The following is a 24,242-nucleotide window of genomic DNA, read 5'->3' as shown; positions in this document are numbered from 1 at the left end:
TGAGGATGGGGCCAGGAACGCTCAGAAGGCGGTCATCCCCCGGGGGAGGAGGACCGTCAGGTAAAGGCCGAACCACATGGCCGCGAACAGCAGGATCATGCCGATGAAGAGGAGCAAAGCCGCCTTGGGCTGGAAGGCCTCCTGCATCGCGCACCTCCTGTTCAGGGGGTGGGGATGGAGGAGCGCGGCACCGGCGAGGCCGGCGCCGCGGCGCCGTTGCGGGCCTGGGCCGCCCGGATCTGACGCCCTCGCTCCGCCACCTGAGCGAAAGTGGTGGAGCCCAAAAGGCGCTCCAGATACGCCTGCGCCTGGGCCCAGATCGGATGGATGGCGCAAAAGCTGTAGCGCGGGCAGAGATGAGGCTCCCGGGAGCAGCGGTTGAGGCGAATGGGGCCTTCCATGGCCTCGAGGACCTCCAGCAGCGTGATGGACTCGGCCGGGCGCGCCAGGCGGACCCCTCCTCGACGCCCCCGGCTGGCCTCCACAAACCCCGCCGCGCACAGATCCCGGATGATCTTCTGCAAAAAGGCGTAAGGGATAGCCTGCCGCCGCGCGATGTCCCGGGCCCGGGCCCGCATTCCCGGCGGCAGCATCGCCAGATCCAGGATCACCCGCATCGCGTAATCCGCCCGCCGACTGATCTCCATCCCCTCCCCCGATTTTGTGGAGTTTTCAGACCGGCATGATCCATTTTTTCAAACCGACCCCATCCGGGTAGTGCCCTCCCTCACGTTCTCTCTATGACATCCGGCAGGTCCCTTTCCGGGCCTTCAGGTTCAGCGCCCATAACCTGGGACCTCCTCGTCCGTTATTCATGGACGGAAGCGCGGATAGGGCTTCCCAAATCCGTAAGGCCAGGGAGGTGTGCGATGCGTCGGCAATGGATCGGGCTGATCGCGCTGACGGTGCTGGCCGTGCTGTTGGCCCCCGTGGGGGCGGCCTGGGCCCAGGAACCCACCCCCACGTCGACCCCCGCCCCCACCCGGCCGGCGACGGTCCGCGGGACCCTTACGGCCATTCGGGCGAACGGATTCACCCTTCAGACGGAGCGCTGGGGCGATCTGGAGGTTCGGATCACCGAAGGGACCCGCTTTCGCGTCCCCGGCTTCGTGCGCGCGGACCTGAGCGACGTGCGGGTGGGGGATTCCGCCACCGTACACGGCCGCTGGATCGAGGAAGGCCGCGCCCTGGAGGCGCACTGGGTGATCGTCCGCGGGCCCACCCAGGTCCGCCACGGGACCATCCAGGGCATCGATGTCTCGACCCGGCGGATGGAGGTGAAGACCCGGGCGGGGGAGGTGATCCCGGTGGAGTGGACGGAGCACACCCGCCTGCATGTGACTGGCGTGCTCTCGCCCACCTGGTCGGACCTGGGGGCGGGGTATCCGGTCACCGTGATCGGGCATTTCGTCCAGGGCACGTTCCTGGCCGGACGGGTGGTCTCCCATCGCCCGCGCCATCTCTTCCAGGGCACCCTCCAGGGGATCGAAGGGACCATCCTGATCATCCAGACCCGAAGCGGCGAGACGGTCTCTGTGAGGACCGATGAGCACACCCGCATCCGGACCCCCGGCCGTCCCCATGCCGCCTTAGGGGACTTGCAGGTGGGGGATGTCATCACCGTGTGGGCGGTGGGCCAGCCCGATGGGAGCTGGCTGGCCCGGCTGGTGGTCGCCCGCTCGCCGCGGGCCCCGAAGCCCGCTCAGGGTCCCGAAAAAGGCCCCGGCAAGGGCCCTGCCCCCACCCGACGGCCGTGACCCTCAGGCATAAGAAGCAGGCTCTCGTGGCGGGGGTGTGGCGCCGCCACACCCCCGCGATCTCCGCAATCCAGAGGGGAAGGAGGGTAAGGTGAGCCGAGCGTTCCCCCTATGGATTCTCCTGTTCTCCATCGGGATTCTGTTCTCCGCTTGCGCCCGGGGCATCCCGGAAGGAAGCCGGCCGACCGCCCCGCCACCCGGCCGGACGGGAGGTCAGGGGACGGTGGCGCGCCCTCCGGCCTCGCCGCCGCGCCCGTCCCCCATCGAGGAGCCCTCCGGGGAGGCGATGACGCTGGAGGGCCGGATCACCGCGGTCATCCCGGGAGGCTATCAGGTGGACGGTCATCGGGTGCATGTGAGCCCGGAAGCGGACGTGGAGGGCCCGCTGCCGGTCGGGGTCTACGTGACGGTGGTCGGGATCGCTCGCCCGGATGGCTCGATCGAGGCAGAGGTCCTGGAGGTCCTGCGCCGCCCGGGCGCGGAGCGGGAGTGGGAGGGAACGCTGGAGCAGGTGCATGCGGATGGCTATCAGATCGATGGACGCCGCGCCTTCGTCCTCCCCACCACGGAGGTGATCGGAGATCCAAAGCCCGGTTCCTCGGTTTATCTCTCCGGGTTCGAGCAGCCCGATGGCTCCCTGGTGGCGGACACCGTGATCGTGATCGAGACAGAGCCGTGAATCCCCACATCGGTTCTCCGCCGCGGCGGGGGCTGGGCCGGGCTCAGCCCCCGCCGATCTTTTGGACCCCGCGCGCGCTCGACGCCCATTGGGCTGTTTGACGGGCCCCTATGCGCGTGGCAACATACGGATAAGGAAATGGAGGACGATCCCGCCGGATGTGAAGATGTGCGGAGAGGAAGAGATGCGGTTGTTGCTGGTGGAGGATGATGCTTCCCTGCGGGAGACCCTGAGCGAGTCGCTGCGGCGAGAGGGCTTCGAGGTGATCGCCACCGGGGATGGCGGGGAGGCCCTGGAGCTGGCTCGCACGACCCAACCGGATCTGATCATCCTGGACCTGATGCTTCCCACCCTGGATGGCCTCTCCGTCTGTCGGATCCTGCGAAAGGAAACCGATGTGCCCATCCTCATGCTCACCGCCCGCAGCGGGCCGGTGGACCGCGTCGTCGGTCTGGAGATGGGCGCGGACGATTACGTGGTGAAGCCCTTTCATATGGGAGAGCTGCTCGCCCGCATCCGGGCCCTCCTGCGGCGCGCCCGAGGACGCCCGGCCACCACCCTGACCGCTGGGGACCTCACTCTGGATTTGCTGGCCCGCAAGGCCTTCCGGGGCGGCCGGGAGCTTCGTCTCACCATGAAGGAGTTCGATCTCCTGGCCACCCTGATCCAGCACCGGGGCCGCGTCCTGAGCCGGGCCTTCCTCCTGGAGCGGGTGTGGGGCCTGGAGCACCCGGTGGACACCCGGACAGTAGACACGCACATCCGCTGGCTTCGGGAGAAGATCGAGGAGGACCCTGCGCATCCGCGGCGGATCGTCACCGTGCGGGGGATCGGATATCGATTCGAGGGATAGGGATGCTGGAGCTCTCTCTGGCGCTCCTCGCGCTGCTCGCCCTGGGGGGCCTGGGCTTCGTCTACCGGCGGTGGCAGCGAGCGGAGGCCGCCCTCCGGGAGACCCGCTGGCGGCTTCGAGAGGAAACAGCGGAGGCGCTCCGCTTCCGCGCTGATCTGGAGACCCTGGCTCAGGGCGGGACGGAGGCCTTGCTCCTGCTGGATCAGGAGCGGCGCATCCGCTGGGCCAACCGTCCCGCGATGGAGCGCCTCGGCGCCCGGCCGGGCCGCACCCTCCTGGAGGCCACCCGGTCCCCCGAGCTGGACGCGCTGATCCCGCCCCCGGCTCCTCCCGAAGGGGAGGGGATGAGCATCCGGGAGCTGCGCTGGCAGGGACGCTGGTGGCAGGCCACCGTCTGGGAGGGACCGAACGGTTACGGTCTGGCCTTGCTGGACATCACGCGGGAGCGCGAGGCGGAGCGGGCGCGGCGGGAGCTCACCGCCAACGTGGCCCATGACCTCCGGACCCCGCTCACCACCATCCGCCTGCTGCTGGACGAGCTCCGGCCCCCGGATCCCCTCCCCCCGGCCTGGCAACGCCTGATCGGAGAGGTCGACCGGCTGATCGGGCTGGTGCACACCCTCCTGGATCTGGCCCGGCTGGAAGCGGGGGAATGGCCGATGGCCTACGAGGCGCTGGAGGTGAGCGCCTGGGTCCGGGGCGAGGTGGAGCGCTTCGCTCCGCTCTACCAGGCCCGTGGGCTGAAGGTGACGCTGGAGATCCCCGAAGGGCTCCGGGTGTGGGCGGATCCTGAGTGGGCGGGCCGGGCGCTGGGGAACCTGCTGGACAATGCCATCCGGTTCACCCCGCCAGGGGGTGAGATCCGGGTGCGGGCCTGGCCGGAGGGGGAGTGGGTCGCCATCGAGGTGGCCGACACCGGGCCGGGCATCCCGCCGGAGGAGCTGCCCCGCATCTTCGAGCGCTTCTACCGGGGGGATCGGCATCGGGGGGGTGGCGGGAGCGGCCTGGGGCTGGCCATCGCGCGCCATGCCGTGGAGGCCCACGGCGGCCGCATTCAGGCCTTCAGCGAACCCGGCCGGGGCGCGCGGTTCGTGTTCACGCTGCCCGCGGTCGGGGAGCCTTGAGAACGACGGGGAGGCGCGAATGTCCTCATCCACGCTGCAGATGCGGATCCTGACCCTGGGACCCCTGGCCACGAACTGTTATATCGTCTTCTGCTCGGAGACCCGGGAGGCGCTGATTGTGGACCCCGGATGGGATGCCCGGCAGATCCTAACGGTGGTGCGAGCGCTGGATCTGCGGGTGCGGTATGTGGTCAACACCCATGCCCATTGGGATCATATCGGGGCGAACGCCGCAGTGGTGGAGGCCACCGGGGCGCCCCTGGCCCTGCATCCGGCGGACCGCCCCCTGCTTGAGGCGAAAGGCGGAGCGGACTGGTGGTCGATCCCCCTTCCGCCCAGCCCGCCGCCGGATCTTGAGCTCCGGGATGGCGAGGTCCTGCCAGTAGGGAAGTTGCGCTTTCAGGTGCTGTGGACGCCGGGCCACACCCCTGGGCACATCTCCTTGTATGAGGCGCAGGCCGGGGTGGTCCTGGATGGGGACGTGCTGTTCGCCCGGGGCATCGGCCGCACGGATCTGCCCGGTGGGGATTACGAGACGCTCATGCGGAGCATCCGGGAGAAGCTGCTCACCCTTCCCGATGAGACGCGGGTGTATCCGGGGCACGGGCCGCCGACCACGATCGGCGAGGAGCGAGCGGCGAATCCGTTCCTGGAGTTTCTGGAGTAGATGAAGAGGCGTCCTCCTGGGCGGCCCACTCCAGCCGCCAGAGGCGCGGGAAGAAGGTTCCGACGAAGGTGGTTCCGAACAGGGTCCCTGTGAGGAGGCGAAGCAGGGGCGTGCTCTCGCGGGGGGTGAAGGGGCCGATCATCGCCAGGATGTAGGAAAGCAGCTGGGAGCCGCCGTCCAGGGCGATGGGGAGCAGGCCCACTGTGAGGAAGGCCCAGAGGGGGAGGGGGCGTCCGGGGCGCCGGCGGAGGAGCATCACGGTGGCGGTCAGGGCCATGGAGCCGTAGATGGCCAGATCCCGCTGGCAGAGGGCCGTCTTCCAGCCGACGGAGGGATCTCCGATGAAGGCGCGGGGCCACGGATCGCCGGGCAGGCGCTCGGATCCCACTCGAGCCCGGAGCTCCTCCAGCGTGTAGGCGGGCTGCTCCCCGAAGAGGAAGAAGGACCGCTGGGGAAGCTGATGGCAGGTGAAGGAATACAGCGTATAGAGGGCGGTGGCCAGGGTGTGGAGGCCGGTCCGGACCGGGGGGCTGACCCGGAGGACGTGCGGGATTCCCTCCAGCAGGGGGGCGAGGAGGCCGCCGCCCACATACAGCCAGAGCCCGAAGGTCAACAAGAGGATGCTCCGAGGGATCGGTGTCCTGCGCATCTTGACACCCATGGATGGCTCCCCGTAGAATGAAATCGACGCGCCGGGGTGGCGGAACAGGAAGACGCGCCTGACTCAAAATCAGGTGGCCGCTCAGGCCGTGCGGGTTCGACTCCCGCCCCCGGCACCTGTGCATGATACCTGCGAAACGCCCTGGCGGGGGACTTGCCGAAATCCGGGGTGTGTCCTGATTTTGTCGGGCCTGGCTGCTTTGTAGGACAACTGCGAGCAGTTGTCCTACGATTTTGGGATACACCCGAAATCCGGGGCCGGGAAGAGACCTCAGGGCTCCCTCCTCCGAACGATCCCGCGGAACACCTCATTACGGGGTGGAACCCAACCGGGTCGATCGGGAAGGCCGGGTCGCCCCCCCCAACGGCCCCGGCGTCCAGCCTTCCGGCTGCCGGATCCCGAGGAAGCCGGGGTGACCTGCGATCGCCCCTGCCCGCCGGCATGCACCTCCGGAGTCCGTGGACCATCAATCGATCCTCCGGCGCCCGGATCCGTCCCGCGTTCGGAAAAGCCGGAAAGCCCAACAGAGGAGACCGAAGGATTTGCGTGATATAATCAAGTGTGGGAATTAAAGGGCAGGAGGCTGCATGTGAATTCGGTGCGACTGCGCAACGGGCTGATCTGGCTCCTCATCGCCATCACCCTCATCGTCTTCCTGGCCATGGGCCGGGGAGGGGGAAGCCGCGGGGAATCCGTCTCCCTCACCGACATCGCCGCCCGTCTGGAGGCCGGCGAGGTCAAGAAGGTGGTGGTCAGCGGCGACTACATCCAGGTCGAGCTGCGGAACGGCAAAATCCTGACCGCGGTCAAGGAAAGCGGCTCCACCTTCCTCGATCAGATGAAAGCCCTGGGGGTGCCCGAGGATAAGCTCCGGAGCATCCAGTATGTGCCCGAGCGCCCCAACGAGTGGGGCAGCATCCTCATCGCTTTCCTGACCTATGGGCTGCCCGCCCTGGTCGTGGTCGGCTTCCTGTATTTCATCCTGCGACAGGCCCAGGCGCCGGGCAACCAGGCTTTCAACTTCAGCAAGAGCCGGGCCCGCATGTTCACCGGGGAGCGCCCCACGGTGACCTTCGATGACGTGGCCGGGGTCGATGAGGCCAAGCAGGAGCTCCAGGAAGTGGTGGAGTTCCTCAAGGAGCCGGAGAAGTTCATCGCCCTGGGCGCCCGCATCCCCAAGGGGGTCCTCCTGGTCGGCCCGCCGGGCACCGGCAAGACGCTGCTGGCCAAGGCCGTCTCCGGGGAGGCCGGCGTGCCCTTCTTCTCCATCTCGGGATCCGAGTTCGTGGAGATGTTCGTGGGCGTGGGGGCCGCCCGGGTGCGGGATCTTTTCGAGCAGGCCAAGCGGCACAGCCCCTGTATTGTGTTCATCGATGAGATCGACGCCGTGGGTCGCTACCGGGGCGCCGGGATCGGCGGCAGCCACGACGAGCGCGAGCAGACGCTGAACCAGATCCTGGTGGAGATGGACGGCTTCGACACCGACACCAATGTGATCGTCATGGCCGCCAGCGTCACCGGCGACACCCCCATCCTGATCAAGGAACGGGACGGACGCGTCCGTCTCCTGCCCATCGCGGAGGTGGTGGACCGCTACTACGCCCCGGGCGAGGAAGGGGTCGAGAAGCCCGCCGACTTCATGGCCCTCGGGCTGGTGCCCCGCCATGATCCCCGGGGGAACCACGCCCTCCTCTTCGGTCACAGCGCCTTCGTCCCGGTTCGCGGGGTGTTCCGGCACCGGGTGAATGAGATCTACGAGATCGAATTCGCCGGCGGGACCATTCGGGCCACGGGCAACCACTCGGTGTTCGTCCGCACCCGGCAAGGCCTGGTCACCAAGGCGGTGGCGGAGCTGCAGCCCGGCGATGTCCTGGTCGCCTTGCCCTACAAGGTCAACCGCACCTCCCGCGCCCGCGCGGTTCGCGCGCACCGCTTCCCCCAGGCCTTTTCGATGGAACTGCCCCTCTACGAGGAGCCTGAGGAAATCCGGGCGGCCTACGAATGGGCGGTCGCCGCCCCGCTCCCACAGGCCGCCGTCGCCGCCGCCCTCGGGGTCTCCCAGACCACGAGCTCCAAGTGGCGCCGGGGGCTGCATCTCCCGCGCTCCTTGAGCCGCGTTACCTCCCGGCACGCGCTGCCGGAGAAGGTGCCGGTGACGCCGGAGCTATGCCGGCTCCTGGGATATTTCGCCGCCGATGGATACAGCCGCAAGGAAGTGGTCTTCTCCCTGGGCGCTGACGAACATGAGGAAATCGAGGACATCCGCCGGCTGATGCGGGAGATCTTCGGCCTGGAGCCGGATCGTATCCGGGAAGAGCCGGGGCAGGCCATCCACCTGGTGTATCCCAGCAAGCCGCTGGCGGATTTCTTCGCCCGCCATGTCGGCCGGACGGCCTGGAACAAGCATGTGCCGGCCTTCCTGTTCGAAGCTCCCTTTGAGTATTTCGTGGAGTTCCTGCGAGGCTATGCCCGGGGGGATGGCTACATCGACGCCCGGGGCAAGCTGGAGATCACTTCGGTGAATCGTCAGCTGATCCTGGAGCTCCACTGGCTCTGCCGGATGCATGGCCTCAACAGTTACATCTCTACCTTCCGCGCCCGGGCCGGGCGCCGGATTGCCGGAGGCAAGCCGCTCCCCGCCACCCGAGCATATCGCCTGGGCCTGGGCCGCTGGGATAACCCCCTGCTGCCCGGTTGGCAGCGGGAGAACAGCCGCGCCCACCTGCCGGTGATCCGCTCAGTGCGCCGGATCCCTTACGATGGCTATGTCTATGATCTCTGTGGCTGTCAATATGAGGCTTTCTTCGGCGGAGAGACGCCCATCCTGCTGCATAACACGAACCGCCCGGATATCCTCGATCCCGCCCTCCTGCGCCCCGGGCGTTTCGATCGCCGGGTGATCCTGGATCGGCCGGACGTGAAAGGGCGGGAGGCGATCTTCCGGGTGCACCTGCGGGGCAAGCCGCTGGACGACGACGTGGATGTCTCGGTGCTGGCCCGGGCCACGCCGGGCTTCGTCGGCGCGGACATCGCCAACGTGGTCAATGAGGCCGCCATCCTGGCCGCCCGCAAGAACAAGAAGAAGATCTCCATGAAGGATTTCGAGGAGGCCATCGAGAAGGTCATCGCCGGCCCTGAGCGCAAGAGCCGCATCATCACCGAGCGGGAGAAGCGCATCATCGCCTACCACGAGGCCGGCCACGCCGTGGTCGCTTATTACCTGCCCAACTGCGACCCGATCCACAAGGTCACCATCATCCCGCGGGGGATGGCCGGCGGCTACACCCTCGCCCTCCCCCAGGAGGACCGCACGCTCTGGACGCGGTCCAAGTTCCTGGACGACATGGCCATGGCCCTGGGCGGACGGGCGGCGGAGGAGATCGTCTTCGGAGACATCACCACCGGGGCGGCGGAGGACCTGGAGCGGGTCACGGAGCTGGCCCGGGCCATGGTCACCCGCTACGGGATGAGCGAGAAGCTGGGGCCGATGGTCTTCGGGAAGAAGGAGGAACTGATCTTCCTGGGCAAGGAGATCGCGGAGCAACGCGACTACAGCGACGCGGTGGCCCAGGAGATCGACGCTGAGGTCCGCCGCTTGGTGATGGAGGCCTACGAGCGGGCCAAGCGGATCCTCACCGAGCACCGGGACAAGCTGGAGGCAGTGGCCCAGAAGCTGATCGAGATGGAGACCCTGGACGCGGAGACCTTCCGGGCCATTATGGAGGGACGGCTGCCGCCGGAGCCCAAGGCTCCCGAAGCCCCCGGCCCCAGCCCGCAGCCGGCCGCTCCCCAACCCAGCGCCCCCACCCCGGGCACGGGGCCTGCCCCGGTCCCCGTTCCGGCGTGACGAAACGACCGGCAAAACCCGCGGAGGCGGGCGGATCCGCGCCCGCCTCTTTGTTTATGGCGTTTATGGCCGCACCTCGATCTCCCCCAGCGGCACGGCATCCATCCGATAGCGAGCCCCCGAGGGATCCACCGCCATCCAACGTCCCTCCTCCGAATACCAGCCCGCGAAGATCGCATATCGGCCGGCTGGGAGATCCTCCGGGATCCGTAGTGTGTGGATGTCCTCCACATATTCCCCCGGCTCCCAGGTCACGATGGGGCGCTGGCCTCCCTGCGGCGGTCCATCCCCCGTCGCCCGCGGCGGCTGATCCGGCCGCCGGCTCAGGTGGACAAACACCACCCCCGGACGCTCGGGCCGGCGTCGCACATGCCAGGCCAGACGGACCTCCACGATCCCACCGGGGGCAACCCCTTCAGGTTGGATCTCGTAGCGATCCAGACAGACCGTCTCCGCAAAACAGGCTCCCCCCTCTCGAGCCAGCGGGATGGGTTTGCGACGGACCGGCCATGACGAGAGGCTCACCGGGAGGACCGGATAGCCTCGACGGTAAAACGGCCAGAAGGTGTCCCAGGGAAGCTCCCGGCCTGCCTCGTCATAGAGAGCCAACCGGATCTGCCCATAGCCTCGCAGATCCGGGGGCAAAGGGACCCAGATCCGCTGGGCCACCACCTGGCCGGCCCGCCAGCGATCCGCGGGGAAGGTCGAAGGCCCCAGCTGCCCCCGGAACAGCAGCCGGCGCTCCCCTCCCTGCTGCCAGAACAACGCCATCGTCCGCGCTTCGGGCGGGGAGGCCTCCGCCCGCCAGCGCAACCAAAGCGGGATCCCCAAGCCGGGGAAGTAAGGCGGGCCCGCCTCCGGCTGGGCCGAAAGCAGCTGCAAACCTCCCGCGGAGCGAGCGATGGGAGAGAGGGAAGAGAGCTCCGTGTAGCCCTCCAGGGAGAAGAAGGGCGACTCCCAGACCGGACCCCCATCCGCCGGGATGCGCCGGTCGAGGTCGAAGGCCTCCACCCGCAGTCGATAACGGCCGGGAGGAAGACCGGGCGGCAGCCGCAGGCGGACCTGCTGGCAAACCGGTTCCCCCTCTGGCCAGCGCTCGGGCGGATACGAAGGCCAGATCGGCTGGACCTCCCGCGCCCAGACGGTGCCGGCTTCATCGACCAGCTGGATCCCCAACCACAGGTTCAACGAAGAGGCGCTCCCCTTCTCCCAGAAAAACCGCGCCCGCAGGAAGGGACTTGAAGGCTCCACCTCAAAGCCACGGAGCCGGAAATACGCTCCGAACCCCACGCCTGTCGGAAAGGTCCGGGGCGAGGGCGTGCAACCCGGGGAGGAGAAATCGTAAACCAGCACGCGGACCCAGACGTTGCGGCTGGGGAAGACCTCCTGGCTCAGATAGCGGCCCCGGCGGCCCAGCCAGTGGAAGAGAACCTGCTCCGGTCGGGCGAGATCCTCCGAGGAGAGACCTACGATCAACCAGATCCGCTCGATGGGTCGGGGCCAGCCCTCCAGCCGGCGGACCAGCGCTTCCTGCCCCTCCCCGTCCCGGCCGGTCAGCAACAGCGGCGCGGCGCTCCGATTGTAATACCCCGCCAGGGGCGTCAGCTGAAGATCCTGCAGAATGATCAGATCCTCCAGGGCCGCCCGCTCGCCGACCCAGGCCAGCGCCCCTCGCCAGTCGTCTTTAAGAGGATATGGATCCGCGAAGTATCGATAGTCGCTGAACAGCATGCCCATCAGGAGGAGGCTCGGAAGGAGCATCCCCCAGAGAGCACGCCGCGCCAGGGCTGCAAGGCCCACCGAGGCCAGGAGATATGCCGATGGGACGATCAGAAAGAGGTGCCGGATGTTCTGGTAGAGAGGCTTTAGATGAGAGAGACCATACAACCCGAGCAGAGGACCGAAGAAGGCCGCCAGGAGCAACGCAACCGCTTCCGGCATGCGTCGGGTCAGCGTCCAGACGCCCACGCCGATTACCCCGACCCACAACCACTGGAGCGGCCAGCTCCAGGGATCTCCATAAGGAAAAGAGGTGCCAAAGGCTGAAGCCCGTAGCACATCCGTTAGGATCCCCTCCAGTGGGACGAAGAAATAATCCCGCTCCGGGCCGCTGGTCAGCCGCTGATACAGGAAGGGGAACATTGATCCGAACAGCAGCGCGGGGATCAGCAACCAGAGCGCCATGCGTCGCAGATCCCGCCGGGGCTGGGCCAGGGCCCAGAGCCCGAGGGCCGGGACCAGGAGGAACGCGGTGTAATGGGTCAGGATCATCGCGAGCAGCGTCATGAGGGCCGCAATCTGCCGGCGGAGGCCCAGGGACGCGCCGTGCCCGGAGGGAAGCAACAGGAAGAGCAGGAGCCCGCTCTCCAGGGCCAGCAGGGTATACATCCGCGCTTCCTGCGCATACCAGAGGTAGAGCGGGGAGGCCGCCGCCAGGATCGCTCCCGCCCACGCTGCCGCGGGCTCCCTCAAACGCCTCCCGGCCACCCAGGCCACCGGGATCATCAGGATGGAGGCGAACACGGAGGGGAAACGGAGGGTGAACTCGCGATCACCAGCCAGTCCCACCCAGACCTTCAGGACCGCGAAATAAAGGGGGGGATGATTGTCGATGGTCTCGATGGGCTGTATGCCCTGCAGCACAATGCGGCCGCGCAGGAGATCCTCCCAGGACGCTCGGGCCCGGTAGAGGCTCAACCCCTCATCGCCCCACAGGGAGGGCTCGCCCAGCCGATGAAGCCGGAGGCCGAAGGCCAATAGAAGCAACAGCCCCATCCCACCCATGGCCCAGGAGCGGGCCCAGGGCCGCATATGCCGTCGCATGTGCGAAACCCCGATGGGAGATCCCGGAGGGATTATATCCACGAAGGCCGGGCCAGAGCCTCAGATCAGGGGGAACACCCGCCCATGGTAACGCAGCCGGAGGGCCTGATTATGCGCGTCCGCCCCCTCCACGTTCCCGGACCGGAAGAGGGGCGGGGGGACTCCCATGGCGAGGAGGCGAGCTGCGGCCTCCACCATCACCGCCTGCAACAGCGCCGCCCCTACCACGGTGGAGGTCGGCCCCGCGGAGAGATCCGGCTCCAGGGCCACGGCCGCATCCCCTGGAGCCCCCAGGGTGTCCAGGACTACGTCCGCGAGCTCGAAGAGGCGCAGGCCGGAGGAATGCCGCGAGGGCAACGAGCGGCTGAAGGCGACGGCGGTCACGGCGATCACCGGAAGGCCCTGGGCGCGACCCTGGAGGGCCACCTCCACCGGGGCCGGGTTACGGCCGGAATGGGAGATCACGATGAGCACATCCCCGGGCTGGAAGCGGTGCGCGGACAGGAGAGCCGCGGCGAACTTCTCCACCCGTTCCGCCCGCCCGAAGAGCGGATCGAAGAGGGGATTGACGTTGGCGAACCCCCCGGCCCGGCCCACCACATCCAGGGCGACCAGCTGGGAGTGGCCGCTGCCGAAGACGTGCACGATCCGATCCTCGGCCACCGCGCGGGCGATGCGCTCCGCCGCCGCCGGGATCGACTCCCGGTTCACCTCAAAGGCCCGCTGGAGCTGATCCATCACGACCTCGCGATACACAACCCAGCTCATCCCGCTCCCTCCCGGGTCACTTCGGGGTAAGAAGATGGACCTGGAACGCGTAGCGATCTCCCCGGTAGAGGGATCGCACGAACTCGATGGCCTCGCCGCTCTCCAGGAAGGTGACCCGCTCGAACAGGAAAGCCGGCGAGCCGGCAGGCAGCCCGAACCCGCGCGCCTCCCGGGCGGAGAGAACCACCGCCCGGATCACCTGCTCCGCATGGTCCAGGCGGAGCCCGTAATGCTTCCGCAGCACCTCATAGAGCGAGAGCCGGGAGAAATCGAAAGAGAGCAACCCCGGGCACCGCGCATGGGGCAGATACGCGGTCTCCAGCGCCATGGGCTCCCCATCCGCCAGCCGCAACCGCTCCAGCCACACCACCTCCGCCCCCACCTCAATCCCCAGACGCCGGGCCACCTCCGGAGGGGCCGGGAGAACCCGCTGGCCCAGCACCCGACTGGAGGCCTTCATCCCCCGCGCGGCCATGTCCTCCGTGAAGCTGGTCAACCACTGAAGGGGTTGATGCACCCGAACCTGCGCGACGAAGGTCCCCTTCCCCGGCCGGGCGTAAAGATACCCCTGGCGGATCAGCTCCTGCACCGCCTGACGCACCGTCAGACGGTTGACCCCGAACCACTCCGCCAGCAGGCGCTCCGAAGGCAGCCGGCGATGAACCGGGATGTGCGCCGCCTGGATCGCCCGCACCAAACGCTCCCGGATCTGCTCGTGAAGGGGAACCGGCCCGTCCCGATCCAGCGGCTCCTGCAACAGGAACCGCTTCAGCGCCTCCCGCTCCGCTTCCGCGCGGCCCATCGCTCCAGCCCTGCATAGATTGTCTATACCGGATTATGCCAAATCGGCGGGGAGCACACAACCGGGAGCGTTCCCTTCCGCGAGAGGCCACATGACCTCCGGCTGTGTCAAAATACTAAGAGATCGCGAGCGAAGGGGAACCGGATGGGGCAGAAAGGGCCTTTGCGGTGGCGGAGCGGATCCGGCTGGCTGGTGTTGTGCGGCGGGGAGGAGGCCGAGGAGGTGCATCGGATGGCCCTGGCCCGGAGCGCTCCCGGGCTGGCGGTGGTGGTGGCGGCGGCGGAGACGCCGGAGACCGCCCGCGCCTATGAGCACCGGTATCGCGCGTGGGGAGGCCCCCCATGCCGGGTGCTCACCCTGCGCTCCCGAGAGGAGGCCTTCCAGACCGCCCACGCCCGCACGCTGCTGGAGGCCCGCCTGATCCTGATCGCCGACGGAGACATCCGCCGACTGCTGGAGACGTTCTTCGACACGCCGGCCCTCCAGGCGATGCTCACCGCCTATCACGCCGGCGCCGTGCTGGTCGGGATAGGGGCCGGCGCCGAAGCGATGGGGACATGGGTGTTGCGGTCCGGCCGGGAGGAAACCCTCGGCGCATGGGGCTGGCTCCCCGGCGCCTTTGTGGTCAGCCACTACACGCCTGAGGTCGCCCGCGCCCTCCAGGCCGCCCTCCACCGGCGTCCCTTCGCCTACGGCATCGGCCTCGCCGAAGGAGCCGCCCTGGCCCTGGGCCCCCACGACCAGATCGAGCGCTGGGGCGCCGGCGAGATCACCGTGATCTTCGGCGCCCGCTGGCTGCATCCCGGATGAGCGGAACCGAGATGCTCGAAACATCCTCCCCCCCAATCTGGGATCTGGAAGGACGGCCCTTCCGACCCGACCGTCCGCCCCGACGTATCGTCTCCCTGGTGCCCAGCCTCACGGAGACGCTGTTCGACCTGGGGCTGGGGGATCGGGTGGTGGGACGCACGGATTACTGCCGCCATCCGCCTGAGGCCCAATCGATCCCCTCCGTGGGGGGGACGAAAAACCCGGACCTCGCCCGCATCCAAGCGCTGCGCCCGGACGTGGTGTTCATCAACGTGGAGGAGAACCGGCGATCGGACGCCATCGCCCTCGCGGCTGAGGGGATCCCGGTGGCCGTCTCGTTCCCCCGCTCCGTGACGGAGGCCATCGCCCTGATCCGCTGGCTGGCCGGGATCTTCGAACTTCACGCGCCGCCGGTCCTGGAGGAGATCGAAGCGCTCTACGCCGAGCGGTGCCGGGCCGTGCCGGCCCGGCGCCCCCGGGTCTTCTGCCCCATCTGGAGGGATCCGTGGATGACTTTCAACGCGGAGACCTACGCCCACGACCTGCTCGCCCTGTGCGGGGGCGAGAACGTCTTCGCGCGCCGGCGGCGACGCTACCCGCTGTCAGCGGACCTCAATCCCGCCCTGCCCGCCCGCCCTGCCGACCGGGACCATCGCTACCCGCGCCTCTCCACGGAAGAAATCCGGGCGGCGGAGCCCGAGGTGGTCCTCCTCCCTGACGAGCCCTACCCGTTCCGGCCCGAGGACACCGGATGGGTGCGGGCGCTGTTCGCGGACACACCCGCCGGGCGCGGGGGCCGGGTGCGCTGGATCGAGGGAAGCCTGCTCTTCTGGCACGGCACCCGCCTGCGACACGCCCTGCGGATCCTGCCGCAAGCGCTGGCCGATTGAGGCGAGCTCAGGCGACGGAACATCCATAGCCGAGAAGGAGATGAAACCGGATGGCGCAACGGCTGATCGTGGGGATCAGCGGGGCCAGTGGGGTGATCTACGGGATCCGCCTGCTGGAAGTGCTCCGCTCCAACCCGGAGATCGAGACCCACCTCGTCCTCAGCCCCGCCGCCCGCCGGACGATCGTGGAGGAGACCGACTACACGGTCCGCCAGGTCCTGGAGCTGGCGGATGTGGTTTATCCTTTCCATGACATCGGGGCCGCCATCGCCTCCGGCTCCTTCCGGACCATGGGGATGGTGATCATCCCCTGCTCCATCAAGACGCTGGGGGCCATCGTCAGCGGTTACACGGCGGACCTGATGAGCCGGGCGGCCGACGTCACCCTGAAGGAGGGCCGTCCCCTGGTCCTGGTGGTGCGGGAGACCCCTCTGCATCTGGGCCATCTGGACCTGATGCGGCGGGCGGCGCGGATGGGTGCGGTGATCATGCCCCCCGTCCCCGCCTTCTACGGCCGGCCCCGCACCCTCCAGGACCTGATCGACCAGACCGTGGGACGGGTGCTCCTGCGCCTGGGGATCGAGAACGACCTCTACACGCGCTGGAAGGAGAACCCATGAGAACCATCGTGGTGGTCCCCACTTATAACGAGGCAGAGAACCTCCCCCAGCTGGTCCGGGCCCTGCTGGAGCTGGGACTGCCGGACCTGCGCATCCTGGTGGTGGACGACCGGTCGCCGGATGGGACGGGGGAGGTGGCCGAGGCCCTGGCCCGAGCACATCCCGGCCGCCTCCTGGTGTGCCATCGGGACGGGCCTCGCGGGCTGGGGCCGGCGTATCGGGAAGGCTTTCGCCTCGCCCTTGAGACCGACGCCGAGGCCATCGTGCAAATGGACGCCGACCTCTCTCACCCGCCCGCGGCCATCCCTCAGATGTTAGAACGGATGCCCGACTGTCACGTCGTGGTGGGCTCCCGTTACGTGCCGGGGGGACGGGTGGATCCGCGCTGGGGGCCCGGCCGCTACTGGCTGAGCCGCTGGGGGAACTTCTACGCCCGCGCGGTCCTGGGCCTCAAGGTCCGGGACGCAACGGCGGGCTTCAAATGCTGGCGCCGGGACGCCCTGGCGCGCATGCCCCTGGACCGCGTTCGTTCCACCGGCTATATCTTCCAGGTGGAGATGGCCTACATCGCCCAGCGCCTGGGCTACTGGGTGTGCGAGATCCCCATCTTCTTTGAAGACCGGCGGGTCGGGCGCTCCAAGATGGACTGGCGGATCAAGATCGAGGCGGCCCTGCGGGTGTGGGAGCTCCGCTGGCGCTATCGGGATCTGCGGCCCATCGCCCGGGAGAACCTCCGGTAAGGGAGGGTTGATGAGCGGCGATCCGGTTCGTTTCGCCCAGGCCCTGGCCGACTCCCGTCGACAGCAGATCCTGCGGCTGCTGTGGGGACGGGAGCTGTGTGTGCGAGATCTGGTGCAGGCCCTGGGCCTCTCCCAGCCCACCGTCTCTCATCATCTCCGGATCCTGCAAGGGGTCGGCCTGGTGCGCGCCCGCGAGGCCGGCCGCATGACCTTTTATACACTGGACCCGGAAGCCCTGGACCGCGGGCTGCGGGCCCTCCGGCTCGCCCTGCGACCTACCCGCCGCCGGGCGCGGCGCCGCTGAAGGCCCGCCCGCTATGGGATCCGGTGAAGCATCCGGATGGCGCGGCCGCCGAACTCCCCCGTCGGATCCAGGAGCACCGTCCGCTCCAGGAGACGACGGGCTTCGGCCCATCGCCCCTCCGCCGCCATCACCACGCCCAGCCGGTAATGGGCCGAGGCGCGCTCTGGATCCATCCCCACGGCCTGCTGCAGCAGCCGCTCCGCCTCGGTGAAGTTCCCCTGAAGGTAGCGCGCCCATCCCAGCCACTCGTAGCCCTCTACCCGCTGGGGATCCCGCCGCAGGAGCTCCAGAGCCGCCTCGATCCCCTTCCCCAGCCCGATTTGATGACCCAGGTAAAGCGCGGCCAGGGCATTCCAGACCTCGATGTTCCCCGGGGCGTCCGCCGCCGCCTGGCGAAGCCAGCGCTCGGCGGTGAGGAGATCGCCGGCCAGCATGGCGGCGCGTCCCCGCTCCAGAGCGTAAAGGGGATGGGGATCCTGCTGGTAAGCGGCGGCGAAGCGCTCCTGGGCCTCGGCGTAGCGCCCTCGCTCCAGCAGGTAAAGGCCGGCGAAGTAATGGGCCTCCGGCGGGGCTTCGGCCCCCGCGAGGGCCCGTTGCAACCACCACTCCCCTTCCTGCCCCAGCCGCCCCAGGACATATCCCATAGCGGCCATGGCAACCGGATCCCTCGGATCCTGCTCCAGCCAGCGGGCGAGGGCCCCTCGGGCTTCCCCCCAGTAACGCCCCCCGACCAGGGCAAGCCCCCATCGCCGCAGGGTCGACGGCTGGGTGGGATCCGGGAGCAGCGCCGCCCAGCCGGAGAGAGGAGCGGGAAGCCCGTTCAGCAAAGCCCGGGCCGCCTCCGGATCGGTGGCGCCCTGCAGAAGGCCCAGCCGGAAGCGGAACATCGGATCCTCCGGGCGGCGGGCAAGCCCGGCCTCCCACGCCGCCCGCGCGCCTGCCTCGTCCCCGATGGCCAGGGCCGCCTCCGCCCAGCGCATATACGCCTCCCGGTCCTCGGGATGGCGACGCGCCCAGTCCTCCCAGCGCCGTCGGGCTTCGTTCCAATCCCCGCGGCGGGTCGCCAGCTCCGCCCGACCACGCGCCGCCCAGGGATCCCCCTGCGTCGCTGCCCGGGCCCAGGCGGCCTCCGCTTCCTCCAGCTCCCCCAAAGCCATATGCAGCTGGGCGATGCGATGCCAGAGGGCCGGGTCAGCGGAGCGAAGGGTCAGGGCCCTCTGATAGGCCTTTTGGGCGGAAAGCACCTGTCCCTCTGCCCGGAGGGCATCTCCCTCCCGCAGCCACCGCGCCGCCGGGATGCCGGAGGGGTCCAGGGCGAGCAGGAGCCCGCTGAGGAGGAGCAGCCCCATCGCGCCGACGCGTCGCATCCGTGCCATGGATGCCCATCCGTTGCGGTCAGACTCTCTGGATTCGATCGCCTCTTCCATTCCAGTTCATCCGAGGGGAACACGGCCCGGGTTACAATATAGCGCGAATGCGTGGGGAACAGCGGGCATCCTTCCAGTGGAGCGGAAGATGACGTTGCGCGTGGCCATTGTGGGAGCGGGCGCGGCGGGCCTGGCCGCTGCCTATGACCTGACCCGGGCAGGGGCCCGGGTGGTGGTGTATGAGGCCGCGCCCCAGCCCGGCGGGCTGGCCTCCGGCTTCCGCGCGGAGGGCTGGTCCTGGTCCCTGGAGCGCTTCTATCATCACTGGTTCGCCTCGGATACCGAGATCCTGAGGCTGATCCGGGAGCTGGGCCTGAGCCACCGGGTTCGGTTCCCCCGGCCGGTCACCGCCGTCTGGTATAACGAGCGGCCGCATCCCTTCGACAGCCCGCTGGCCGTACTGCGCTTCCCTGGTCTCTCCCTCCTGGAGAAGCTGCGGATGGGGCTCGTGATCGCCTATCTGCGGCTGACCCCGCGCTGGGAACCCCTGGAGCGGGTGACGGCTCATGAGTGGCTCCCCCGGTATATGGGGCGGCGGGCTTACGAGCAGATCTGGCAGCCCCTTCTCGAGGGCAAGTTCGGGGAGGCGTATGCGGAGATCAACATGGCCTGGTTCTGGGCGCGGATCCATAAGCGCAGCCCCCGTCTGGGCACCTTCGAGGGAGGCTTTCAGGCTTTCTTCGACGCCCTGGCCGACCGGGTCCGCGCCCAGGGTGGAGAGATCCGCCTGGGCACCCCCGTGTTCCGCCTGGAGCCGGAGGCGGCCGGATGGCGGGTGGAGGCCGCGGATGGCCCGGGCACGTATGACGCGGTCCTGGTCACCACCTCCCCCCGCCTGCTGGTCCGCCTCGTCCCCGCGTTGCCCGCCGGGTATGTGAGCCGGCTGCTTGCCTTGCGCTCCCTGGGGGCGGTGGTCTTGATCCTGTCCCTGGCGCGCCCGCTGACCCGGGGTGTTTACTGGATCAACCTCCCCAAGCGGGCGGGGTTTCCCTTCCTGGCCCTGGTGGAGCACACGAATTACATTCCACCGAAGCATTACGGCGGGGAGCATCTGGTGTATTGTGGGGATTACCTCCCCCCCGATCACCCGTATTTCTCGATGTCGCCCGAGGAGCTGTTGCGGACGTTCCTGCCCGCTCTGCCGCGTTTCAACCCGGCTTTCCGACCGGAGTGGGTGCGGCGCTACTGGGTCTTCCGGGAGCCTTATGCCCAGCCGGTGGTGCCGGTGAACTACTCCCGGATGATCCCGGATCTGCGAGCCCCGCTGCCCGGGCTTTACTTCGCCAGCATGAGCCAGGTGTATCCGTGGGATCGGGGGACGAACTACGCGGTGGAGATGGGCCGTCGCGTCGCCCGGATGATCCTGGAGGACCACCGGCAGGGCCGCTGGGCCGCCGTGGCCCTCGAGGATGTATCCCAAGGCGCTCCGTGAAGCGCGCGCCTTCGGCTTCCCGAGCGTTCAGGCCGGGATTACTATTAGTAAAGACCGGATTTTTCCTGCTGACCGGCAGGGGGTGGGATGGTGGATCCGGCGCTGCGGGCGGCGCTGGGGGCGCAGCCTCTCTTCCGCCGGCTGGATCCGGAGGAGCTCGATCAGCTGGCGGCGCGGTTTCAGGCCCGAACCCTGAACCCCGGGGAGGAGCTGTTCATTGAGGGGGAACGGTTCCCGGCCTATTTCATCCTGCGCGCCGGGCGCCTGGCCCTGCTGCGCATCGACGCCGACGGCGTCGAGCGCCTGGTCCGCCATCTCCAGCCGGGGGAGGGCGTCGGGGCCCACGCGCTCTTCCTGGATGAGCCCCGGGATGTGACGGCGATGGCCATCACCCGGGTGGAAGGCTGGTTGCTGGAGCGAGCGGCGTTCGAAGCCCTCCTCGCCGAGCGGCCGGGCCTCATCCACCGCCTGGAGATCCCGCCGGATGTGGAGGCCCGTCTGCGGGCGCCTCGCTTCCCCTGGCTGGAGCCTGACGAGCAGGTGCTGGCGGCCATCCATCGCCACTGGATCAGCCTGATCCCCGTCCTCCTCCCTCCTCTGGCCTTGCTGCTGGTCTTCATCGTCCTCACGACCTTCCTGGTCGCCCAGCTGGGCTGGTGGCCTGTTCTCTTCCTCAACGCGATCCCTCTGGTCTTCCTGGGCGCCCAGGTGTGGAACTGGTGGGACGACCAGTATATCCTCACCACCCATCGCATCGTCCACATCGAGCGGGAGCGCTGGCTTTACGTGTTCCCGGGCCCGGAGGCCCGGCAGGACATGCCGCTGGAGCAGGTGCAGGAGGTGCAGATCCTGCGGCGCACCCCGCTGGCCAGCCCTTATCTTCTGGACTTCGGGGACATTGAGGTGGAAGCCTTCACCGGTCGGGTGGGCTTCGCCAACCTCCCGCAACCGGAGGAGATCCGCCGGCTGATTTACGAGCAGCTGGATCGGCTGCGGGCGCTGCAGCAGGCCCGCCAGCGTTACCGCCTGCAGCGGGAGCTGCGCCGTCGTCTGGGGCTGGAGCCCCCGCCAGCGGAAGCGGAGCCTGCCCCGACGCCGGAGCCCCCGCCGGGCTGGTGGGGCCGCCTCCTCCTGATCCTGCGGGCGGTGCTCCGCTATCTCCTCCCCCCCATCCGTGAGGAAGTCGGGGATCGGATCATCTACCGCAAGCACTGGGTGGCCCTGATCCGCTCCCTGCTCTGGGGGCCGCCCCTGGCGACCGGGCTGTGGATCCTGGGCTGGTTGCTCCACCTCCACCACGTGTGGCCGGTGGACCGTGTCGCGCCGGGGATCCGGTGGGGGGCGTTGATCCTGGCCGGGATCCTGCTGGGGGTCTGGTGGTGGTGGCGCTACGAGAACTGGCGGAACGACGAATACATCCTGACCCCCAGCCAGCTGATCCTCTCCCAGCGCCTGCCGGCCCTCATGCGGGAGGAGACGCAGACGGCCAGCCTGAACCGCATTCAGAGCGTGGAGTATACGATCCCCTCCCTCCTGGCCCGCATCCTCGGCTACGGACATGTGCTGGTTCGGGTCCCCGGGGGGGATTTCCACCTGCGTTACGTCGGAAAACCCCGACAGGTGCAGCAGGAGATCACCCGGCGGATGGAAGCCTACCGCCGCCGGCTCCAGGAAGAGGAGGCCGCTCGCCAGCGTCGCCACATCGTGGACACCCTCGCCGCTTACGATCGCCTCCGCTTCGGCCCCCCGGGCATCGGACCCGGCCCCCACGCCCCCTAAGCCCCATCTCTCCCTCCCATCCATCTTTTGTCCACCCCAGTCCCAGGCCTGTGATATATCTGGCCGATAATGGTGATCTAAATCTCCTTCATTTCCCAAAAATTGTATTAAAGCAAGCGATATATCCCGATTTGTGCTTGCATTTCGGGGGATGGGTTTCAACGGGATCCGTGTGGTGCTTGACGGGGGGATTGGCGCTGTGCTATAATCAGCGCAGCAGGTTTTGCCAACCTGCCCCAAAACGGATGCAGGCCAACCGGTCGATGGCCTGTCCGGGGAGGGCCCCATGAAAATGTTGCGCTATCGGGTGGGCGCGCTGGTGAGCGCGCCGGTGGGCAGCCGCATGGTGCTGGCCCTGGAGGAGGGACCCGGGGATTTGGGATATGGGGTGGAGGTGGATTATCTGCGCGGGGAGATCGAGCTGGTCCGCTCCGACCGTCGGCTCCTGGCCTCCGGCACCATCGCCACGCAGATCCACACCCAGTGCGCCCGCTGCCTGGAACCGGTTGCCTTCCCGATGACCTTCGAGTTCGAGGAGGCCTTTTTCCTTTCCCCCGTGGACATCCCGGGGGAGACGTTCTATGCGGTGACCGATGATGGTTATCTGTTCCTGACGGCGCCGCTACGGGAGCACATCCTGCTGAACACCCCGTTGCGGGTGCTCTGCCGGCCGGATTGTCGTGGGCTGTGCCCGGAGTGTGGGCAAAACCTGAATGAGGGGGAGTGCGGATGTGTTCGGGAGCCGGACCCGCGATGGGCGGCTCTGGCCGCATTCCGCCTGCAGGAGGAGTGAAGGGGGCCGTTGGGAGCGGGAAGGAGCGTTTCGAGATCCCTGGGTGCGGAGAGGAGCGACGATGGCGAGCTTCGACGAAGTAATCGGCGAGCTGCTGTCCCTGGCGGAGCGACAGGGCTATCTCACCGTCACGGACATCCTGGAGATCTATCCGGAGGCGGAGGAATCCCCCGAGGAGCTGGATGAGATCTGCCTCTGGCTGCAGGAAGCGGGCATCGAGCTCTACGACGACACCCGGATCAACATCGAGGAAGAGGAACGGTTCCTCCGGGAGATCGAAGAAGAAGAGGAAGAGGAGAGCGAGGAGCATTTCGAGACCAGCGATGTGGTCCTGGGGGAGGACGACGATCTGGCGGACATCGATGTGGATGACACGGTCGGCCTCTACCTGAAGGAGATGGCCCGTGTCCCCCTGCTGACCAGCGAGGAGGAGGTGCGGCTGGCCCGGCAGGTGTTCCGCGGGCAGCAGGCCGCCCGGCGGTTGCGGGAGGCGCGGCGGCTGACCCCTCAGCAACGGGCGCGGCTGGAGAAGCTGGTGGAGGAGGGCCGCAAAGCCCGAGAGCACCTGATCAAGGCCAACACCCGCCTGGTGGTGAGCATCGCCAAGAAATACATGGGCCGCGGGGTCCCCTTCCTGGACCTCATCCAGGAGGGCAATCTGGGCCTGATGAAGGCGGTGGAGAAGTTCGATTACCGGCGCGGCTACCGCTTCAGCACCTACGCCACCTGGTGGATCCGCCAGACCATCACCCGGGCCATCGCCGACCAGAGCCGCACCATCCGCGTCCCCGTCCACATGAGCGATCGCATCCGCAAACTGTATCGGGTGGCCCACGAGCTGGAGCAGAGCCTGGGCCGTAAGCCCACCGTGGAGGAGATCGCCGCCGAGCTGGGCGTGGATCCCCGCAAGGTGGAGTGGATGTTCCGGGTCTCCTGGCAGCCCCTGAGCCTGGAGAACCCGGTGGGGGAGGACGAGGAGGACGAGCTGGGCTACTTCATCGAGGACGAATCCTCCCCGTCTCCCAACCAGATCGCTTATCAGAACCTGCTCCGGGAGAAGATCGAGGAGATCCTCTCCACCCTCAGCCCGCGGGAGGCCCGCATCCTGCGGCTGCGGTTCGGCCTGGTGAACGGCCGCTGCTACACCCTGGAGGAGGTGGGCAAGAAGTTCGGGCTGACCCGGGAGCGCATCCGCCAGATTGAGGGGCGCGCCCTGCGCCGGCTCCGCCACCCCCGTCGCAGCCGCCAGCTCCGGGAGTTCCTGACCTGAGTCGGTGTCGCCTTCTCGCAATCCGATGTCGGGGCGCCGTGTGACGGCGCCCCGATTTTTTGCGAGTCTCCTCCTCTGCGGATGGCTTCTTTCTGAAAACGAAGGGGCCGCCTCCCGACGCCGGGGGCGGCCCCTTCCGGCGGGCCGTCGCTTATCGGTCCTCACCGGAGGTGATGCGACGGCCCGCCTCCCTCAG

General features: G+C 68.3%; 22 protein-coding genes and 1 tRNA gene. 16 read left to right on the top strand and 7 right to left on the bottom strand.

Going from position 1 to position 24,242, the window contains the following annotated elements:
• Nucleotides 1-21: 21 nt before the first annotated feature.
• Both KNN16_RS10520 and KNN16_RS10515 read right to left on the bottom strand, forming a co-directional pair.
• Nucleotides 22-147 carry a hypothetical protein gene (locus KNN16_RS10520; RefSeq protein WP_268808076.1) on the bottom strand — a complete coding sequence of 42 codons (126 nt, stop codon included), beginning with the start codon at nt 145-147 and terminating at the stop codon, nt 22-24.
• 14 nt (nt 148-161) lie between these two features.
• Entirely contained in the window at nt 162-647 is a 486-nt protein-coding gene (locus KNN16_RS10515) for an Rrf2 family transcriptional regulator (RefSeq protein WP_299285199.1), read from the bottom strand.
• Between the two features lie 222 nt (nt 648-869).
• Between KNN16_RS10515 and KNN16_RS10510 the strand changes: the two genes are divergently transcribed.
• The 5 genes from KNN16_RS10510 to KNN16_RS10490 all read left to right on the top strand — a co-directional run bounded on the left by KNN16_RS10510 (nt 870) and on the right by KNN16_RS10490 (nt 5,080).
• Nucleotides 870-1,757 (top strand): DUF5666 domain-containing protein, encoded by an 888-nt coding sequence (locus KNN16_RS10510; protein WP_303896799.1) that lies wholly within the window; start codon nt 870-872, stop codon nt 1,755-1,757.
• Between the two features lie 91 nt (nt 1,758-1,848).
• Nucleotides 1,849-2,436 carry a DUF5666 domain-containing protein gene (locus KNN16_RS10505; RefSeq protein ID WP_299285193.1) on the top strand — a complete coding sequence of 196 codons (588 nt, stop codon included), beginning with the start codon at nt 1,849-1,851 and terminating at the stop codon, nt 2,434-2,436.
• A 166-nt stretch (nt 2,437-2,602) separates the two neighbouring features.
• Nucleotides 2,603-3,289 carry a response regulator transcription factor gene (locus KNN16_RS10500; protein ID WP_299285190.1) on the top strand — a complete coding sequence of 229 codons (687 nt, stop codon included), beginning with the start codon at nt 2,603-2,605 and terminating at the stop codon, nt 3,287-3,289.
• 2 nt (nt 3,290-3,291) lie between these two features.
• Nucleotides 3,292-4,413, top strand: a complete 1,122-nt coding sequence (locus tag KNN16_RS10495; RefSeq protein WP_299285188.1) for a sensor histidine kinase KdpD — start codon at nt 3,292-3,294, stop codon at nt 4,411-4,413.
• A gap of 19 nt (nt 4,414-4,432) precedes the next feature.
• Nucleotides 4,433-5,080, top strand: a complete 648-nt coding sequence (locus KNN16_RS10490; protein ID WP_303896797.1) for an MBL fold metallo-hydrolase — start codon at nt 4,433-4,435, stop codon at nt 5,078-5,080.
• Here KNN16_RS10490 and KNN16_RS10485 read toward each other — a convergent pair.
• Nucleotides 4,980-5,741, bottom strand: a complete 762-nt coding sequence (locus KNN16_RS10485; protein WP_303896795.1) for a DUF2085 domain-containing protein — start codon at nt 5,739-5,741, stop codon at nt 4,980-4,982. The two genes, KNN16_RS10490 and KNN16_RS10485, sit on opposite strands and share 101 nt — an antisense overlap.
• A gap of 30 nt (nt 5,742-5,771) precedes the next feature.
• Here KNN16_RS10485 and KNN16_RS10480 point away from each other — a divergent pair.
• Both KNN16_RS10480 and KNN16_RS10475 read left to right on the top strand, forming a co-directional pair.
• Nucleotides 5,772-5,856: transfer RNA gene (locus KNN16_RS10480), tRNA-Leu, on the top strand.
• 474 nt (nt 5,857-6,330) lie between these two features.
• Entirely contained in the window at nt 6,331-9,588 is a 3,258-nt protein-coding gene (locus KNN16_RS10475; protein WP_303896793.1) for an ATP-dependent metallopeptidase FtsH/Yme1/Tma family protein, read from the top strand.
• Nucleotides 9,589-9,651: 63 nt separating this feature from the next.
• Here the strand turns inward: KNN16_RS10475 and KNN16_RS10470 are convergent, their stop codons facing one another.
• From KNN16_RS10470 to KNN16_RS10460, 3 genes are read right to left on the bottom strand one after another with little or no spacing between them, the layout of a single operon-like run.
• Nucleotides 9,652-12,411, bottom strand: a complete 2,760-nt coding sequence (locus KNN16_RS10470; RefSeq protein ID WP_303896791.1) for a glycosyltransferase family 39 protein — start codon at nt 12,409-12,411, stop codon at nt 9,652-9,654.
• A gap of 60 nt (nt 12,412-12,471) precedes the next feature.
• Entirely contained in the window at nt 12,472-13,179 is a 708-nt protein-coding gene (locus KNN16_RS10465; protein ID WP_303896789.1) for an SIS domain-containing protein, read from the bottom strand.
• A gap of 16 nt (nt 13,180-13,195) precedes the next feature.
• Nucleotides 13,196-13,981 carry a GntR family transcriptional regulator gene (locus KNN16_RS10460; protein ID WP_299285170.1) on the bottom strand — a complete coding sequence of 262 codons (786 nt, stop codon included), beginning with the start codon at nt 13,979-13,981 and terminating at the stop codon, nt 13,196-13,198.
• Between the two features lie 144 nt (nt 13,982-14,125).
• On the opposite strand from KNN16_RS10460, the gene KNN16_RS10455 reads away from it, so the two are divergent.
• The 5 genes from KNN16_RS10455 to KNN16_RS10435 are packed head-to-tail and all read left to right on the top strand — an operon-like array spanning nt 14,126 to nt 17,345.
• Nucleotides 14,126-14,791: a Type 1 glutamine amidotransferase-like domain-containing protein gene (locus KNN16_RS10455; protein ID WP_299285167.1), complete on the top strand. Its 666-nt coding sequence runs from the start codon at nt 14,126-14,128 to the stop codon at nt 14,789-14,791.
• A gap of 11 nt (nt 14,792-14,802) precedes the next feature.
• Nucleotides 14,803-15,681 carry a helical backbone metal receptor gene (locus KNN16_RS10450; RefSeq protein ID WP_303896785.1) on the top strand — a complete coding sequence of 293 codons (879 nt, stop codon included), beginning with the start codon at nt 14,803-14,805 and terminating at the stop codon, nt 15,679-15,681.
• A 50-nt stretch (nt 15,682-15,731) separates the two neighbouring features.
• Nucleotides 15,732-16,301 carry a UbiX family flavin prenyltransferase gene (locus KNN16_RS10445; RefSeq protein WP_299284956.1) on the top strand — a complete coding sequence of 190 codons (570 nt, stop codon included), beginning with the start codon at nt 15,732-15,734 and terminating at the stop codon, nt 16,299-16,301.
• A complete protein-coding gene (locus tag KNN16_RS10440) occupies nt 16,298-17,041 on the top strand; it encodes a polyprenol monophosphomannose synthase (protein ID WP_303896783.1) in 744 nt (247 codons plus the stop codon). The genes KNN16_RS10445 and KNN16_RS10440 overlap by 4 nt, the downstream gene beginning before the upstream one ends.
• Before the next feature lie 10 nt (nt 17,042-17,051).
• Nucleotides 17,052-17,345: a helix-turn-helix transcriptional regulator gene (locus tag KNN16_RS10435; protein ID WP_299284950.1), complete on the top strand. Its 294-nt coding sequence runs from the start codon at nt 17,052-17,054 to the stop codon at nt 17,343-17,345.
• An 11-nt stretch (nt 17,346-17,356) separates the two neighbouring features.
• Here KNN16_RS10435 and KNN16_RS10430 read toward each other — a convergent pair whose 3' ends face one another.
• On the bottom strand, nt 17,357-18,721 hold the full coding sequence (locus KNN16_RS10430) for a tetratricopeptide repeat protein (protein ID WP_303896781.1): 1,365 nt from the start codon (nt 18,719-18,721) through the stop codon (nt 17,357-17,359).
• A 139-nt stretch (nt 18,722-18,860) separates the two neighbouring features.
• Between KNN16_RS10430 and KNN16_RS10425 the strand changes: the two genes are divergently transcribed.
• From KNN16_RS10425 to KNN16_RS10410, 4 genes are all read left to right on the top strand, one after another.
• Nucleotides 18,861-20,204, top strand: a complete 1,344-nt coding sequence (locus tag KNN16_RS10425) for an NAD(P)/FAD-dependent oxidoreductase (RefSeq protein ID WP_303896780.1) — start codon at nt 18,861-18,863, stop codon at nt 20,202-20,204.
• Between the two features lie 87 nt (nt 20,205-20,291).
• Nucleotides 20,292-21,983, top strand: coding sequence for a cyclic nucleotide-binding domain-containing protein (locus KNN16_RS10420; RefSeq protein ID WP_303896779.1), 1,692 nt, complete (start codon nt 20,292-20,294; stop codon nt 21,981-21,983).
• Nucleotides 21,984-22,269: 286 nt separating this feature from the next.
• Nucleotides 22,270-22,776 carry a DUF177 domain-containing protein gene (locus KNN16_RS10415; protein ID WP_273091734.1) on the top strand — a complete coding sequence of 169 codons (507 nt, stop codon included), beginning with the start codon at nt 22,270-22,272 and terminating at the stop codon, nt 22,774-22,776.
• Nucleotides 22,777-22,837: 61 nt separating this feature from the next.
• Nucleotides 22,838-24,046, top strand: a complete 1,209-nt coding sequence (locus KNN16_RS10410; RefSeq protein WP_088571918.1) for a sigma-70 family RNA polymerase sigma factor — start codon at nt 22,838-22,840, stop codon at nt 24,044-24,046.
• The last annotated feature ends 196 nt before the right edge of the window (nt 24,047-24,242 follow it).

Origin of the sequence: Thermoflexus hugenholtzii (assembly GCF_018771565.1) — a bacterium.
In the GTDB taxonomy this organism is placed as follows: Bacteria; Chloroflexota; Anaerolineae; order Thermoflexales; family Thermoflexaceae; genus Thermoflexus; species Thermoflexus hugenholtzii_A.
Note: the sequence above shows the minus strand (reverse complement) of the source record. Positions and strands in the feature narration are given on the sequence as shown.